Here is a 15,089-nt window from a genome sequence, read left to right on the forward strand (position 1 = left end):
GGCGGCGAGCAGGGCCTCCTCGGCGATGCCGGAGGTGTAGGAGGCGCCGCCGCCGCCGTGGACGTGCAGGTCGACGAAGCCGGGGACGACGGTGTATCCGGTGAGGTCGAGGTCACCGGGTTCGGGGTCGCCGCCGTCGGCGCCGTTCGTGACGGCGCGGATCCGGTCTCCCTCGACGACGAGGCGGTGGTCCTCCACGACACCGCCGGGCAGCACGAGTCGGGCGCCGGCCAGGGCAGTTCGGTCACGGTCCGCGGTGGTCACGCGGTCACCTCCATGGTGAGCAGATCCCAGGCGAGCAGGCCGGCGCCCAGGGACGCGGCGGTGTCTTTGAGCATGGCGGGTACGACCTTGGGGGGCATCTGGAAGGTCAGGCGCTCGGTGACGGCCGCGCGCAGCGGAGTGAAGAGGGTGTCGCCGGCCTCGGCCAACCCGCCGCCGACGATCACCGTGGACGGGTCGAGCAGGCTCTGGGCGAGGACGATGCCGTCGGCGAGGGCGTCGACGGCGCGCTGCCAGACCGCGAGGGCGCGGTCGTCCCCGGCGTCCACCGCGGCGGCGCAGGATGCCGCGTCGGCGTCGGGGTCGCCGCTGGCCCCGGCCCAGGCACGGGAGACGGCGGAGGCGGAGGCCAGCGTCTCCAGGCAGCCGCGGGCGCCGCAGCCGCACTGCGGGCCGCCCGGGCGGACCACGACGTGGCCGATCTCCCCGCCGTAGCCGTGGGCGCCCGCCTCGATCCGGCCGTCGATGCCGATGGCGCCGGCGATGCCGGTGCCCAGGGCGACGAACAGGAAGCGGTCGACGCCCCGGCCGGCGCCGAGGCGGCCCTCGGCCAGGCCGCCCGACCGCACGTCATGGCCGAGGGCCACCGGCATCGCGACGCCGTCGGGGCCCGCCAGGCGCTCGCCGAGGAGCCTGCGCAGGGGCAGTTCCCGCCAGCCGAGGTTGGCGGAGAAGACCGCGATCCCGTTCTTCTCGTCGATCGTGCCCGGGACGGCGACGCCGGCCGCGAGCGGGGCGACGCCGAAACGGCGGCGGCCCTCGTCCGCCAGGTCGGTGGCGAAGTCGAGGATGGCGGTCACGACGGCGTCCGTGCCGTGCTCCCGCCCGGTCGGTCGGCGTGCCTCGAACAGCACGGAGCCGTCCTGGGCGAGCAGCGCGGCCTTCATGCCGGTGCCGCCTACATCGAGTGCGATGACGTGCTTCACGGAGGACAGTTTCCCTTGGGTGGGTAGAAGAGGTCTAGTCCAGTTGTCGGATTGGTCTGGTCCATACAGGGTGAGCTTTGTCGCAGCTGCGGCGGTGTGCGGCGCTTTGGGGTGGGGCGTACGGGGGGTGTCCCGGGGTGGTCCGGGGGTTGTCCCGGAGACGATCCCGGCGTGCGCGGTTGCGCATCGTGCAACGACCCCGGGCACTTCGGTAACTACTGCGGCGGGGTGCCCCAGTGGTGTGGACCAGTGGTCGGCGGGTTTGACAGTGTGGCGCCTCCCCCCTGCCGGAGTCCCTCGTTCCGGCGGCAGTTCTTCCCCTAAGGCGGTACCCGCGTTGAACAGGCGCGTCCACGTTCCCACCCGTGTGCTCGGTCGTGTGCTGGCCGGAGCACTGGCACTCACCGCGGTCGGCGCGTGCGGCGGGCAGGGCGAGGGGACCGTCACCCTCAAGCTGGTCGCCGCGGACTACGGGGAGAACCAGGAGACCGGCTCCGCGCACTACTGGGACGCGGTGGCCAGGGACTTCGAGGCCGCCAACCCCGGGATCAAGGTCAGCGTCGAGGTGGACGGCTGGACCGAGATCGGCAAGAAGGTCGAGGACATGATCGCGGCCGGGAAGTCCCCGGACCTGCTGCAGACCGGCGGCTTCGCGGACCAGGTCGCCGCGGGCCGGCTGTACCCGGCGTCGGACGTCCTCTCGGTGGATACCCAGGCGAACTTCCTGGACACCTTCGCGCACGCCGGCCAGGTGCTCGGGACGCAGTACGGGATCCCGTTCGTGTCCTCGTCCCGGGTGCTCTTCTACAACAAGGCGATGTTCCGGCAGGCGGGGATCACGCAGCCGCCCGCCACCTGGAACGAACTGAAGCAGGACGCGGAGAAGATCAGGGCCAAGGTGCCGGGCGTGACCCCGTACGGTCTCCCGCTCGGGCCGGAGGAGGCACCGGCGGAGTCCATGCTGTGGACGCTGAGCGGCGGCGGGAGCATCTCCGACGACGTCGGCAACTACACCATCGACAGCGCCCAGAACCAGGCCACCTTCAGCTGGCTGAAGAGCAACCTGGTGGCGACCGGGCTGACGTACCCGGACCCGGGGAAGATGAACCGCACCCCGGTGTTCCAGGACTTCGCGGCCGGCAAGGTCGCGATGCTCAACGGGCACCCGACGCTGCTGCGGATGGCGACCGCGGGAAACATCGACTTCGGGACGGCGCCGATCCCGAAGAAGGACGGCGTCGGACGGACCGGGAGCCTCGGGGTCGCGGACTGGATGATGGCGTTCAAGGCGAACGGGCACAAGAACGAGATCAAGAAGTTCCTGTCGTTCGTCTACAACCGGGACAACCAGCTGAAGTTCGACGAGCGGTACAACCTGCTGCCGGTCACCCAGGACGCGTTCGACCGGATGTCGACGGACCCGAAGCACGCCGACCTCAAGCAGTTCGCGGTCGGGCTGGCCAACGCGAGCTTCTACCCGTTCGGGGACCCGGCGTGGGGCGAGGTCAGCAATCGGATCAAGGCCGGGATCGGGCAGGCCGTGACGGGCGATCCGAAGCAGGTGCTCGGGGGGCTGCAGGACGCGGCGGTGAACGAGGCGACGCGGGTCCGCAAGTAGCGTCCGGCCGTGGGGCCCGGTCCCGGGGGTTCCGGGGCCGGGCCCCTGCGCGTCCGCGTCCGCGGGGGGAACGCGCTCCGGGGAACGCGTCCGGCGGGAGCGTGATCAGGGGGAGCGTGGTCAGGGGAGCGTGATCGCGTAGGCCTTGCGGAGGGTCTCGTGGACCGTCCAGGTGGTGCGGTCGCCCTCGCGCAGCACCGCACAGTCGCCCGGACCGACCTCCAGGGTCGAGCCGCCCTCGACCTCGATGGTGGCCCGGCCGCTGAGGACCACGAACATCTCGTCGGCCTCGACGTCCGTGACCACGCCGGGGGTGATCTGCCAGATGCCGCGCAGCTGTCGGCCGTCGGCGGACTCGGAGAGGACCCGGCCGGTGACCTCGGGCGTGCCGGAGACGATCTGCGCGGGGTCGAGCGGGTCGGGTTCGAGGTCGGCGGCGGGGATGTGCACGGCGAAGCTGGGCGTGGTCATGGGGATGACGCTAGCCGGGCCGGCGAAGCGGTGGGGCGAGCACTGTGTGTCGGGGTCGCGCGGGAGAATGACACTCCGTAGTGGCGGGCGGAGGTGTGCGCGGTGGGCGAGCTGAGCGAGCGGGATCGGGCGGTGCTGGCGCTGGAGGGGCGGCAGTGGCGGACGGCGGGGGCCAAGGAGCGGGCGATCAGGGAGGAGCTGGGGCTTTCCTCGACCCGGTACTACCAGCTGCTGAACGCGCTGCTGGACCGGGAGGAGGCGCTGGCGCACGCCCCGGTGCTGGTGAACCGCCTGCGGCGGGTGCGGGCCGCCCGGCGGGAGGCCCGCTGACGCGGGCGTTCGACGCGGGCGTTCCGCGCCGGGACCGGGGGTAAGGGCCTCGGTATGGGATTCGAAGAGACGTGGGTGCCGGGGACCGAGGCCGGGCGGGACGGGGTGCGGGCGATCCTGCGGGCGCCCCGGGACACCGTGATCGGCCTGGACTTCGACGGGACCCTGGCACCGATCGTGGCCGACCCGAGCCTGGCCCGCGCGCACCCCGGGGTGGCCGGCGCGCTGCGGGTGCTGGCACCCGAGGTGCGGGCCGTGGTGGTGGTGACGGGACGGCCTGCGGCGCTGGCCGTGGAGTACGGGGGACTGGCCGGGGTGCCCGGGGTCGTGGTGCTGGGACACTACGGCGCCGAGCGGTGGGAGGACGGTGAGCTGACGGCGCCTCAGGTGCACCCCGGGGTGGCGGGTGCGCGGGAGGCGTTGCCCGGGGTGCTGGCGCGGTCCGGGGCGCCCGAGGGCACCGGCCTGGAGGACAAGGGCCGTTCGGTCGCCGTGCACACCCGGCGGACGGCGGCGCCCGAGGAGGCGCTGGAACTGCTGCGGGCGCCGGTCGGGGCGCTGGCGGCCGAGCACGGACTGGTGGTGGAACCCGGCCGGCTGGTGCTGGAACTGCGGCCGCCGGGCGTGGACAAGGGGGCGGCGCTGACCGGCTTCCTCCGGGAACGGGCCGCCGGATCGGTGCTGTACGCGGGGGACGACCTGGGGGACGTGGCGGCCTTCGCGGCGGTGGAGAAGCTGCGGGGCGAGGGGATGGCCGGGCTGCTGGTGTGCAGTGCGGCGGTGGGGGACGCACCGGTGCGCGAACTCGCCGACCGGGCGGACCTGGTGGTCCCGGGCCCGGCCGGCGTGGTGGAACTGCTGGAATCGCTGGGTCAGGCGCTCACAGCGCGTTGAGCTGGTCGAGGAACCACTGCTGCGGGGGGAGCGCGGTGGCCGCCGCCGCGAGGCGCTTGGTCCGGTCGGCGCGTTCCGCCTCGGGCATGGTGAGGGCGGTGTGCAGCGCGTCGGCGGTGGCGATGACGTCGTACGGGTTGACCGTCAGGGCGTCGTCGGCGAGTTCCGCGTAGGCGCCGGCCTCCCGGGAGAGGACCAGGGCGCAGCCGCGGTCGGAGACCACGGGGACCTCCTTGGCCACCAGGTTCATGCCGTCCCGGATGGGATTGACCAGGGCCACGTCGGCCAGGCGGTAGGCGGCCAGGGAACGCGGGAAGTCGTCGTCGACGTGCAGGATCAGCGGCTTCCAGGTGGGGGTGGCGAACTCGGCGTCGATCTCCCCCGCGAGGCGCCGGACGGCCGCCGTGTAGTCCCGGTACTCGGCCAGGTCGGTCCGGGACGGGTAGGCGAACGCGATGTGGACCACCCGGTCGTGCCACTCGGGGCGGGTGCGGAGCAGGTGCCGGTAGGCCTGGAGGCCGCGGACGATGTTCTTGCTCAGCTCGGTGCGGTCGACCCGGACGATGGTGCGGCGGTCGCCGACGGCCTCGCGCAGGATGGCGAGGCGCTCGTCCACGTCGGGCCGGCGGGAGCGTTCGCGCAGGAAGTCGGCGTCGGCACCGAGGGCGTGCACGCCCAGGCGGGTGGTGCGGCCGTCGTGGGTGACGGTGAGCGCCTCGTGGTCGACGGCGGCGCCGAGCAGGTCCTCGCAGCAGGCGGCGAAGGCGCGGGCCCAGCGTTCGGTGAGGAAACCGGCCCGGTCGGCGCCCAGGATGCCGGTGAGGACGTCACGGCCGACGTCGTCGGGCAGCATCCGGTAGTACTCGGGCGGGGCCCACGGGGTGTGCGAGAAGTGGCCGATCCGCAGGTCGGGACGGGCGGCGCGGAGCAGGGCCGGGGCCAGGGAGAGGTGGTAGTCCTGCACGAGCACCGCGGCGTCCGGGGCGGCTTCGGCAGCCAGCGCCTCGGCGAAGGCCGCGTTGTAGGCCCGGTAGGCGGCCCACTCGGTGCGGAACCCGGCGTCGAAGGCGGGCGCGGTGGGGGTCGCGTAGAGCAGGTGGTGGACGAACCAGAGGGTGGAGTTGGCGACGCCGTTGTAGGCGCGGGCGAAGGTCTCGGGGTCGATGTCCAGCATCCGGACGGCCTGCCCGCCGACGTCGTGGCCGGCCAGGTCGAGGCGGCCGTCGGGGGCCTGCGCGGCGGCTCTGCGGTCCGCGGCGTTGAGGGCCGCGCAGACCCAGACGGCGTTCGGGTCGTCGATCGCGGAGAGGCCGGACACCAGCCCCCCGCCGCCGCGCCGCAGGGTCAGCGTGCCGTCGTCGGCGGTGCTGAAGGACACCGGTCCCCGGTTGGAGGCCACCAGGACGGGGGCGGTGCCGGTCGCACTCGAACGTTCGGTCGTGAGATCGCCCATGGTTGGGATGTTGCCGGGGCTCCGGCGTGGCAAACCCCTCAGTGCCGGGTGGCGTATTCGGGGACGGTGTGCATCGGGGGGCGTTCCAGGGCGGTGATCTCGTAGGTGCGGGGGGTGAAGATGGGGGTGTCCCCGGCCGGGGTCCGGGGGCGGGGGTCCGGGTCGCGGGTGAACTGGGTGAGCTGGGGGTGGACCAGGTCGGCGGAGGCCTTGAGCCGGTGGGCGCGGTCGAGGCGTTCGAGGGCGGTGCGGTAGATGGTGGCGGCCATCCGGCCGAGGGCCTGGCCGTCCTGGTGGCGGTGGTGCCGGACGCCGACGTCCACCTGGGCCAGGGCGTCCAGGCCGACCAGTTCCAACGCGTCTACCAGCAGGCCGAGTTCGACGCCGTACCCGGTCGGGAAGGGCAGCCGTTCGAGCAGTGAGCGGCGGGCCGCGTACTCGCCGCCGAGGGGCTGGACGAACCCGGCGAGCTCCGGCCAGTGGAGGTTGAGGAGGGGGCGGGCGACGAGTTCGGTGACGCGGCCGCCGCCGGCCGGGACGACGGCGCCGGACTCCGTCTCCAGCGGGCGGTCGTACATGGCCTTGACCAGGTGGATGGACTCGTCGGTCAGCAGGGGGCCGACGATCCCGGAGACGAAGGCCGGGTCGAACTCGCGCAGGTCGGCGTCCACGAAGCAGACGATGTCGCCGCGGGTGACCAGCAGCGACCGCCAGAGCACCTCGCCCTTGCCGGGGGCGGCGGGCAGTCGGGGCAGGATGGCGTCGCGGTGCTCCACCCGGGCGCCGGCCTCGGCGGCGACGGCGGCGGTGGCGTCGACGGAGCCGGAGTCGACCACGACGAGTTCGTCGACGAGCGGGAGGCGTTCCATCAGTTCGCGGCGGACGGTGCGGACGATGTCGCCGACGGTGGCCTCCTCGTCCAGGGCGGGGAGGACCACGCTGACCGTGCGCCCGGTGCGCTCCTTGGCCGCGAGGAGGGTGCGGACCGGCCGGTCGGCGGCGCTCCAGGAGCGGCGGCGCAGCCAGGACGCCGCCTGCGGGAGCAGTGCGGGAGTCGGTTCGGCGGGCACGGAAGTCTCCTCGGCGGGTCGGGTGGGACGGGTCATCTCGCGTGGCGGACGGTCCCGTTCAGGATTGACGCCTTCGGATACAGTCTTCGTACAGCGGTCGGACCTTTGCACGCCGGGGTCACCGCTGAGCGCCACCACAATTTCACAAGCTCATCCAGAGGGACTGAGGGAACGGCCCGTTGACGTCCCGGCAACCTTCTCGCGCGGCTGTCGTCATACAGGCCCCGGCGGGACAGGTGCCAATTCCGGCCTGTGGCGCGACCGCGCTACGGGGAAGATGAGGAGAGAGGCCTCGCCATCATGGCTATCGACACTGTCGCACCCTCCCCCAGCCTTCGGCCGGGGGGACCCCGACCCGTGGACCTCGGCCCGGCCGCCGCGCTGTCCTGTCGCGAGTGCGGCACCCGCTTCCCGCTCGGTCCCAGCTTCGCGTGCCTGGAGTGCTTCGGCCCGCTGGAGATCGCCTACGAGTTCGGCAGCGAGGGCGCGGAGGAGCTGCGCAAGCGGATCGAGGCCGGTCCGACGTCCGTCTGGCGCTACGCGCCGCTGCTGCCGGTGCCGGCCGACGTGGCGTCCAAGCCGAACCTGAACCCGGGCTGGACCCCGCTGGTGAAGGCGGACAACCTGGGCCGGGAGCTCGGCTTCACCGCCCAGCTGCACATCAAGGACGACTCCGGGAACCCGACGCACTCGTTCAAGGACCGCGTGGTGGCGTGCGCCATCGAGGCGGCGCGGGCGTTCGGCTACACCACGCTGTCCTGCTCCTCCACCGGCAACCTGGCCGGCGCGGTGGGCGCGGCGGCCGCCCGGGCGGGGTTCCGGTCCTGCGTGTTCATCCCGCACGACCTGGAGCAGGGCAAGGTCGTCATGGCCGGGGTGTACGGCGGCGAGCTGATCGGCATCGAGGGCAACTACGACGACGTGAACCGCTTCTGCTCGGAGCTGATCGGCGACCCGGCGGGGGAGGGCTGGGGCTTCGTCAACGTCAACCTGCGGCCGTACTACGGCGAGGGTTCCAAGACGCTGGCGTACGAGATCTGCGAGCAGCTCGGCTGGCGGCTGCCGGAGCAGATCGTGATCCCGATCGCCTCGGGCTCGCAGTTGACGAAGATCGACAAGGGGCTGCAGGAGCTGATCAAGCTCGGACTGGTCGAGGACCGGCCGTACCGGGTCTTCGGCGCCCAGGCGGAGGGCTGCTCGCCGGTGTCGGCGGCCTTCAAGGCCGGCCGGGACGTGATCCGGCCGGTCAAGCCGGACACCATCGCCAAGTCGCTGGCGATCGGCAACCCGGCCGACGGCCCGTACGTGCTGGACATCGCCCGCCGCACGGGCGGCGCGGTCGAGGACGTCACGGACGCCGAGGTCGTGGCGGCGATCCGGCTGCTGGCGCGGACGGAGGGCATCTTCGCCGAGACCGCGGGCGGGGTGACCGTCGGCGTGCTGAAGAAGCTGGTCGAGACCGGGCAGCTGGATCCGGCCAAGGAGACCGTCGCGATCAACACCGGCGACGGCCTGAAGACCCTGGACGCCGTCTCCGACGCCGGGATGACCGCCGTCATCCGCCCGACGCTGGACTCCTTCCGCGCCGCCGGCCTCGTGTCCGCCTGAACCTCCCCCGTCCCGGCCCCGCCACCCGGGGGCCCGCCCCGCAAGGCCCCACCCCGCTAGGAGAGCCATGAGCGCCAACGTCCGCATCCCCACCATCCTGCGCACCTACACCGGCGGCGCCGCCGAGGTGACCGCCGAGGGCGCGACCCTGGCCGAGGTCATCGCCGACCTGGAGAAGAACCACGCGGGCATCGCCGCCCGCCTGCTGGACGACACCGGCAAGCTGCGCCGCTTCGTCAACGTCTACGTGAACGACGACGACGTGCGCTTCGCCGAGGGCCTGGCGACCGAGATCAAGGACGGCGCCGGCGTCTCGATCATTCCGGCGGTGGCCGGCGGCTGCTGAGCCGCGAATCCCCGCCATTCGGCCACCCGTGCGTACGGAATTCCGTTCTCCGTGCGCACGGGTGGCCGGTTGCATTCCGGCTGGAATCTTTCCGAGTCGAGTCGGAGTAGAGTGTCGCTCGGTTGGGAACAGGGGTTCCCTCTCGACCGCCCGCGCCGTTCCGCCCGGGCGCGTCCGGCCGGTGAGACCGGCCCGGCAATCATGTCAGGCCGATGTCAGAATTACCGCGGGGATTTGGGTAATTCGTCCGCTATGTCCGGCGTGAAATGCCGATATTTTTCCGATTCGGCCCGTCCTGTCCCTTGATCGGGCAGTGGAATTACCGGCGGTTGACCCTGTTGCAGAGGGCGTCGGTCCGGATACATTCAGCGGCGGTCGACGCAGTCACCCGCTCACCGGACGCCGTTCGGCGCCCCGCGCGGAGGGCTGCGGCGTGCACGGCTGCGCCCAGGGGGGGTTCCCCGGGCCGGCCTTCAAACCAACCCGGGCCCGCGACCTGCGGGCACGTGAAGGGCCAGCACAGCACTAGGGGAGTTCGGAATGGCTCAGGGCACCGTCAAGTGGTTCAACGCGGAGAAGGGCTACGGCTTCATCGCGGTCGACGGTGGTGCGGACGTCTTCGTCCACTACAGCGCGATCCAGATGGACGGCTACCGCACCCTCGAGGAGGGCCAGCGGGTCGAGTTCGAGATTTCCCAGGGACAGAAGGGCCCGCAGGCGGACATGGTTCGCGCGGCGGTCTGACCCCTTCCGACTCCAGGAGCTCGGCCCGGCCCAGGGCTGGTGACCACTCGCTTCTCGACGGGCCCGCACGACACGCGTCGTGCGGGCCCGTCGGCGTTCCCGGGTGTTCCCGGCGTGTTCCCGGCGTTTCCGGCCGTTCCCGGACGGCCCCGGGGCGGGCTCCGCGGCGGCTCGCGGGTCGGCGGCGGGGCTTGCACTCGACCACCCGGAGTGCTAATCATTGGCGTTAGCACTCACAGCGTGAGAGTGACAGCGGACCGGGTCGGTGAGGCCCCCGGGAGCGGTAGGGGAAAAGACCCCCGCACACCAGGGCCGTCCGTCGCGGGCACCCCTTGGTCCGAGCAGTCGACCGTGTCCCGGAGGACCACTTCTGATGGCCAAGATCATCGCCTTTGATGAGGAAGCTCGCCGCGGCCTTGAGCGTGGCATGAACCAGCTCGCCGACGCGGTGAAGGTCACGCTCGGCCCCAAGGGCCGCAACGTCGTGCTGGAGAAGAAGTGGGGCGCCCCCACGATCACCAACGACGGTGTCTCCATCGCCAAGGAGATCGAGCTCGAGGACCCGTACGAGAAGATCGGCGCGGAGCTCGTCAAGGAGGTCGCCAAGAAGACGGACGACGTCGCGGGTGACGGCACCACCACCGCCACCGTGCTCGCCCAGGCCCTGGTTCGCGAGGGTCTGCGCAACGTCGCCGCCGGCGCCAACCCGATGGCCCTGAAGCGCGGCATCGAGAAGGCCGTCGCCGCCGTCTCGGACCAGCTGCTGGCCCAGGCCAAGGACGTGGAGACCAAGGAGCAGATCGCCTCCACCGCCTCCATCTCCGCCGCTGACACCCAGATCGGCGAGCTCATCGCCGAGGCCATGGACAAGGTCGGCAAGGAAGGCGTCATCACCGTCGAGGAGAGCAACACCTTCGGTCTGGAGCTCGAGCTCACCGAGGGCATGCGCTTCGACAAGGGCTACATCTCGGCCTACTTCGCCACCGACCTGGAGCGGATGGAGGCGACCTTCGAGGACCCCTACATCCTCATCGCCAACTCCAAGATCGGCTCGGTCAAGGACCTCCTGCCGCTGCTGGAGAAGGTCATGCAGAGCGGCAAGCCGCTCGTCATCATCGCCGAGGACGTCGAGGGCGAGGCCCTGTCGACCCTGGTCGTGAACAAGATCCGCGGCACCTTCAAGTCCGTCGCCGTCAAGGCCCCGGGCTTCGGCGACCGCCGCAAGGCCATGCTCGGCGACATCGCCATCCTCACCGGTGGCACGGTCATCTCCGAGGAGGTCGGCCTCAAGCTGGAGAACGCCGGCATCGACCTGCTGGGCACCGCCCGCAAGGTGGTCATCACCAAGGACGAGACCACCATCGTCGACGGTGGCGGCGAGAGCGACCAGGTCGCCGGCCGCGTGAACCAGATCCGCGCCGAGATCGAGAACAGCGACTCGGACTACGACCGCGAGAAGCTCCAGGAGCGCCTCGCCAAGCTGGCCGGCGGCGTGGCCGTCATCAAGGCCGGCGCGGCCACCGAGGTGGAGCTCAAGGAGCGCAAGCACCGCATCGAGGACGCCGTCCGCAACGCCAAGGCCGCCGTCGAGGAGGGCATCGTCGCCGGTGGTGGCGTCGCCCTGCTGCAGGCCGGTGTCGCCTTCGACAAGCTGGAGCTGGAGGGCGACGAGGCCACCGGTGCCAACATCGTCAAGGTCGCGCTGGAGGCCCCGATCAAGCAGATCGCGACCAACGCCGGCCTGGAGGGTGGCGTCGTGGTGGAGAAGGTTCGCAACCTCCCCGCCGGTCACGGCCTGAACGCCGCCACCAACGAGTACGTCGACCTGGTCGCCGTGGGCATCATCGACCCGGCCAAGGTCACCCGCTCCGCGCTGCAGAACGCCGCCTCCATCGCGGCGCTGTTCCTCACCACCGAGGCCGTCATCGCCGACAAGCCGGAGAAGGCCGCTGCGGCCGCCGGCGGCGGCATGCCGGGCGGTGACATGGACTTCTGATCCTGATCGTTCCGATCGGATCGGTGGTACCTCGTCCGCGTGGGCGGTTCCCTTCGGGGGCCGCCCACGCGGCGTTTCGGCGTTGCGACGGGTCGACGGAGAATGGACGGATGGCTGCTGACGACATCGAGACCGCCCTGCACAACGCGCGGGCACTGATCCTGGCCGACCTCACCGCGCGGGACGTGGCGGACGCCGCCGTCGTCTCGCTGGTGGAGCAGGCCGTGACGCACCGCCGCTGGTGGCTGGAGCAGTGGCCGGACGGCACCGAGTACGTGCTCGGACTGGTCGCCCAGGACGTCCAGGACGCGCTGCTGGAGGCGTACGGGCGCTGGCCGCTGTGCAGCGAGTGCGCGGCCGACGGGGACCCGCACGCGCTGGGCGTGGAGCCGGAGCTGGGGCCCGATCCGCACTGGGTGTGCGGCAAGCAGGGCGCGGTGGTGGCGCCGGTCGGGAAGCTGCCCTAGTCCTCCAGCCGCTGGAGTTCGGCCGTCAGGTTGGCGCGGGCGGCGTCCGTGAAGCGCTCGTGGGCGGCGGGGGTGCGGTAGAGCGCGGGCAGGGCCAGGAGCCCGCGCAGGACGGCGGCGCGGCCGGCGCGGAAGTCCGGCTCCGGGACGAAGCCGTACTCCTCCCGGACGGCGGCCGCGTACGCCGCGTACGCCTCGGGGGTGCCGCCGAGGACGGCGAGGTCCGCGTCGCAGAGCACCTCGCCGTCGTGGTCGCCGGGGGCCGGGTCGTGGCCGACGGTGAGCAGGACCAGTCGCTCGACCTCGGCGACCCGGGCGGCGGGCAGGCCGGCGGCGGTGAGCGCGCGGACGGCCAGGGCGGCGCTGCGCTCCTCGTTCTCGGTGCGGTCGGGGCGGTAGACGGCGTCGTGGAACCAGGCTGCGAGGCGGACGGTGTCCGGGTCGCAGGCGTGCCCGGCGAGGTCGTCGACGTGCCGCAGGACCGCGCTCAGGTGCTCGGGGGTGTGGTAGCGGCGCTGGGGTTCCGACCAGCGGCGCAGCAGTTCCCGGCCGTACGGCCCGGGGTCGTCGGCGGCGCCGCAGCGGTGCAGCAGGGCGGTCCAGGCGGTGAGCAGGTCGGTCTCGGTGGTGGGCGTGTGCGTCGGCATGCGGGCCATTGTGGCGGGTCGTTCCGGTGGACGGGATGTGCCGGTCGGCGATATATGTAGACGTATGACTGAACGCTCCATGCAGGAGCCGACGCTGCTTCTGCTCACCGCGCTGGCCGATGCCCCGAGGCACGGCTACGCGCTCATCCAGGAGATCGCCGCGATCTCCGACGGCCGGGTCAAGATGCGCACCGGCACCCTCTACGGCGCCCTCGACCGGCTGCTGGGCCAGGGCCTGATCGAGGTCGCCGCCGAGGAGGTGGTGGACGGTCGCGCCCGGCGCACCTACGCGCTGACCGGCGCCGGGCGGGAGGCGCTGGCCGCGGAGGCCGGGCGCCTGCGGGCGGTCGCCACCGAGGCCGAGCGCCGGCTGGCGAGGATCCGGGCGATGCTGCCGGGGAGTGCCGGGTCGCAGGGGCGGCCCGCGTCGGGAGGAGGACTCTCATGACCATGCCGGTGATCGGTGCCGCGCCCTCGGTGGTGCTGCGGGCCGCGCTGCAGCTCTACCCGGCGCAGTACCGCCGGGAGCGCGGCGAGGAGCTGACCGAGGTGTTCGCCGACACGACGGCGGAGGGCGGTCGCGCGGCGGTCGCCCGGGAGGTGCTCGGCCTGGCCGTGTACGGGCTGCGGGTGCGGCTCGGGCTGACCGGCGCCTCGGCGGCCGGCCGGCTGCTCGCCCTGGCCGCGCCGATGATCGCCGGCGCGGTGGTCGGCGCCACGATGGTGCCCTGGCTGGCCACCGTGGACCGGACCACCAGCTGGCTCGCCTGGGACGACTCGTTGGGGAACCAGGTCCGGGCGTTCGCCCCGCCGGTGGCCGCGCTGCTGCTCGCGGTGGCGGCCCTGCTGGGGCGCTGGACGGCGGTGCGGGCCACCGCGCTGGTCCTGGGCGTCATCGGGCTGCGCCAGCTGGGCGAAGCCGTGCTCACCTCGCACTTCGACCTGTGGTGGGTCGGATACGTCGGGATGGCCTCGCTGCCCTTCGTGGCGGCCGCGCTGCTGCTGGTCGCCGCGCCGACCGACCTGCTGCCCCGGCCGACCGGGCGGACGGCCGGGCTGGTGCTGGCCGCGGCGGTGGCGGGCGGACTGCTGGAGGCGGCCCAGAACTGGGACGACACCACCTTCCCGCTGGACCGGGGGTGGGTGGTGGTGATGCTCGTCGCGCCGCTGCTGCTGACCTTCGCCGGGCTGCGCGGCCGGACGGTGCCGACGGCCGTGGGGGTGACGGTGCTGGTGGTGACCGGGCCGGGGTGCCTGTTCAACATCTGGCGTGAGGCCCACGGGGTCTCGAACCTGCTCCCGGTGGTGGTGCCGGCGCTGGGACTGCTGGTGCTGGTGGCGTTGGCGGTGCACCGGTCCGGCCGGCGGCCGGCCGTCGCGGCGGCCCACGGTCCGGCCTGACGGGGGTTGTCGGCACGGACGGCGGGGGTTGCCCGGGGCCGGCGCGGCGGGGACGCCGACCCGGTACGGCCGGATCGGGGTGCGGTCTCGCCGGGGCCGGCGGCATGTGGCAACCTACTGATATGTCTAGACCAATTTTCGAAGTCATCGCGCTGACGCCCCAGGACGCCCAGGCCGCCGAATCGGGTGGCGCCGACCGGCTCGAACTGGTCACGGACATGGCCGCCGACGGACTCACCCCGTCCGTCGAGGACTTCGCCCGGATCCGGGCCGCCGTCGGCATCCCGCTGCGCGTCATGCTCCGGGTCCGGGACGGCTTCACCCCCGGCGACCTGGACGAACTGTGCGCCCGGGCCGCCGCGTTGCGGGCCGAGGGCGCCGAGGAGTTCGTCCTCGGCTTCCTCGACGCCACGGGCGCCGTCGACCTCGCCGCCACCGCGGCCGTCGCCGAGGCGGTGGCCGGCTGCCGCTGGACCTTCCACCGGGCGATCGACCACAGCGCCGACCGGGCCGCCCTGCGGGCCGCCGTCGGCGCACTGCCCGGGCTGGACACCTTCCTCACCTCGGGCTCGGCCGCCGGGGTGGACGCCGGACGCGCCGTGCTGTCGGGCGAACTGGCCCGGGCCGGCGAGCCCGGGTACCGGCAGCGGATCCTGATCGGCGGCGGCCTGCGGGCCGAACACCTGAAGGAGCTCCGGGCGGAGGGCTTCGACGCTTTCCACGTCGGCGGCGCGGTGCGGGCCGACGGCTGGCGCTCGCCGGTGGATCCGGCCAAGGTCGCCGAGTGGCGGGCTTCGATCGACGCCTGAGCGCCCACCGGTGGGGCCGGTCCCGCG

At 72.9% G+C, this 15,089-nt stretch carries 16 protein-coding genes, 1 pseudogene and 1 riboswitch; of the genes and pseudogenes, 11 read left to right on the top strand and 6 right to left on the bottom strand.

Annotated features, from left to right (window positions below; genetic code table 11):
• Window positions 1–264, bottom strand: a pseudogene (locus ACFV04_RS08120) (N-acetylglucosamine-6-phosphate deacetylase); the annotation flags it as partial.
• Window positions 261–1,208 carry an ROK family protein gene (locus ACFV04_RS08125; RefSeq protein ID WP_380347328.1) on the bottom strand — a complete coding sequence of 316 codons (948 nt, stop codon included), beginning with the start codon at window positions 1,206–1,208 and terminating at the stop codon, window positions 261–263. The pseudogene ACFV04_RS08120 and the gene ACFV04_RS08125, both read right to left, overlap by 4 nt.
• Window positions 1,209–1,587: 379 nt before the next feature.
• Here ACFV04_RS08125 and ACFV04_RS08130 point away from each other — a divergent pair, with 379 nt between their 5' ends.
• Entirely contained in the window at window positions 1,588–2,826 is a 1,239-nt protein-coding gene (locus ACFV04_RS08130) for an extracellular solute-binding protein (RefSeq protein ID WP_380347327.1), read from the top strand.
• Between the two features lie 120 nt (window positions 2,827–2,946).
• On the opposite strand, the gene ACFV04_RS08135 is transcribed toward ACFV04_RS08130, so the two are convergent.
• Complete coding sequence (locus ACFV04_RS08135) at window positions 2,947–3,297, bottom strand: cupin domain-containing protein (RefSeq protein WP_360257281.1); 351 nt, start codon at window positions 3,295–3,297, stop codon at window positions 2,947–2,949.
• A gap of 102 nt (window positions 3,298–3,399) precedes the next feature.
• Between ACFV04_RS08135 and ACFV04_RS08140 the strand changes: the two genes are divergently transcribed.
• Both ACFV04_RS08140 and otsB read left to right on the top strand, forming a co-directional pair.
• Window positions 3,400–3,627 carry a DUF3263 domain-containing protein gene (locus ACFV04_RS08140; protein WP_350630003.1) on the top strand — a complete coding sequence of 76 codons (228 nt, stop codon included), beginning with the start codon at window positions 3,400–3,402 and terminating at the stop codon, window positions 3,625–3,627.
• A gap of 54 nt (window positions 3,628–3,681) precedes the next feature.
• On the top strand, window positions 3,682–4,521 hold the full coding sequence (gene otsB / locus ACFV04_RS08145) for a trehalose-phosphatase (protein ID WP_380527629.1): 840 nt from the start codon (window positions 3,682–3,684) through the stop codon (window positions 4,519–4,521).
• Here otsB and ACFV04_RS08150 read toward each other — a convergent pair.
• Together ACFV04_RS08150 and ACFV04_RS08155 are read right to left on the bottom strand one after the other, a co-directional pair.
• Window positions 4,508–5,974 (bottom strand): trehalose-6-phosphate synthase, encoded by a 1,467-nt coding sequence (locus tag ACFV04_RS08150; protein ID WP_380347325.1) that lies wholly within the window; start codon window positions 5,972–5,974, stop codon window positions 4,508–4,510. The two genes, otsB and ACFV04_RS08150, sit on opposite strands and share 14 nt — an antisense overlap.
• A 38-nt stretch (window positions 5,975–6,012) precedes the next feature.
• On the bottom strand, window positions 6,013–7,020 hold the full coding sequence (locus ACFV04_RS08155; protein WP_380347331.1) for a glucosyl-3-phosphoglycerate synthase: 1,008 nt from the start codon (window positions 7,018–7,020) through the stop codon (window positions 6,013–6,015).
• A 171-nt stretch (window positions 7,021–7,191) separates the two neighbouring features.
• A riboswitch (SAM riboswitch) is annotated at window positions 7,192–7,328 on the top strand.
• 16 nt (window positions 7,329–7,344) lie between these two features.
• Between ACFV04_RS08155 and thrC the strand changes: the two genes are divergently transcribed.
• The 5 genes from thrC to ACFV04_RS08180 all read left to right on the top strand — a co-directional run bounded on the left by thrC (window position 7,345) and on the right by ACFV04_RS08180 (window position 12,205).
• Window positions 7,345–8,652 carry a threonine synthase gene (gene thrC, locus ACFV04_RS08160; RefSeq protein ID WP_380347324.1) on the top strand — a complete coding sequence of 436 codons (1,308 nt, stop codon included), beginning with the start codon at window positions 7,345–7,347 and terminating at the stop codon, window positions 8,650–8,652.
• Between the two features lie 67 nt (window positions 8,653–8,719).
• Window positions 8,720–8,998 carry a MoaD/ThiS family protein gene (locus ACFV04_RS08165; RefSeq protein ID WP_360257271.1) on the top strand — a complete coding sequence of 93 codons (279 nt, stop codon included), beginning with the start codon at window positions 8,720–8,722 and terminating at the stop codon, window positions 8,996–8,998.
• Between the two features lie 540 nt (window positions 8,999–9,538).
• On the top strand, window positions 9,539–9,742 hold the full coding sequence (locus ACFV04_RS08170) for a cold-shock protein (RefSeq protein ID WP_030289665.1): 204 nt from the start codon (window positions 9,539–9,541) through the stop codon (window positions 9,740–9,742).
• A gap of 373 nt (window positions 9,743–10,115) precedes the next feature.
• Window positions 10,116–11,738, top strand: coding sequence for a chaperonin GroEL (gene groL, locus ACFV04_RS08175; protein WP_360257269.1), 1,623 nt, complete (start codon window positions 10,116–10,118; stop codon window positions 11,736–11,738).
• A 110-nt stretch (window positions 11,739–11,848) separates the two neighbouring features.
• A complete protein-coding gene (locus ACFV04_RS08180; protein ID WP_380347322.1) occupies window positions 11,849–12,205 on the top strand; it encodes a hypothetical protein in 357 nt (118 codons plus the stop codon).
• Here the strand turns inward: ACFV04_RS08180 and ACFV04_RS08185 are convergent.
• Window positions 12,202–12,861, bottom strand: coding sequence for a hypothetical protein (locus ACFV04_RS08185; protein WP_380527632.1), 660 nt, complete (start codon window positions 12,859–12,861; stop codon window positions 12,202–12,204). The genes ACFV04_RS08180 and ACFV04_RS08185 overlap by 4 nt on opposite strands.
• 55 nt (window positions 12,862–12,916) lie before the next feature.
• Between ACFV04_RS08185 and ACFV04_RS08190 the strand changes: the two genes are divergently transcribed.
• From ACFV04_RS08190 to ACFV04_RS08200, 3 genes are all read left to right on the top strand, one after another.
• Window positions 12,917–13,300, top strand: coding sequence for a PadR family transcriptional regulator (locus tag ACFV04_RS08190; RefSeq protein WP_380347320.1), 384 nt, complete (start codon window positions 12,917–12,919; stop codon window positions 13,298–13,300).
• Window positions 13,297–14,253, top strand: a complete 957-nt coding sequence (locus tag ACFV04_RS08195) for a hypothetical protein (RefSeq protein WP_380527634.1) — start codon at window positions 13,297–13,299, stop codon at window positions 14,251–14,253. Before ACFV04_RS08190 ends, ACFV04_RS08195 begins: the two co-directional genes overlap by 4 nt.
• A 122-nt stretch (window positions 14,254–14,375) precedes the next feature.
• Window positions 14,376–15,062, top strand: coding sequence for a copper homeostasis protein CutC (locus tag ACFV04_RS08200; protein WP_380347318.1), 687 nt, complete (start codon window positions 14,376–14,378; stop codon window positions 15,060–15,062).
• The last annotated feature ends 27 nt before the right edge of the window (window positions 15,063–15,089 follow it).

This window comes from Kitasatospora sp. NPDC059599 (genome assembly GCF_042735125.1).
Taxonomy (GTDB): Bacteria; Actinomycetota; Actinomycetes; order Streptomycetales; family Streptomycetaceae; genus Kitasatospora.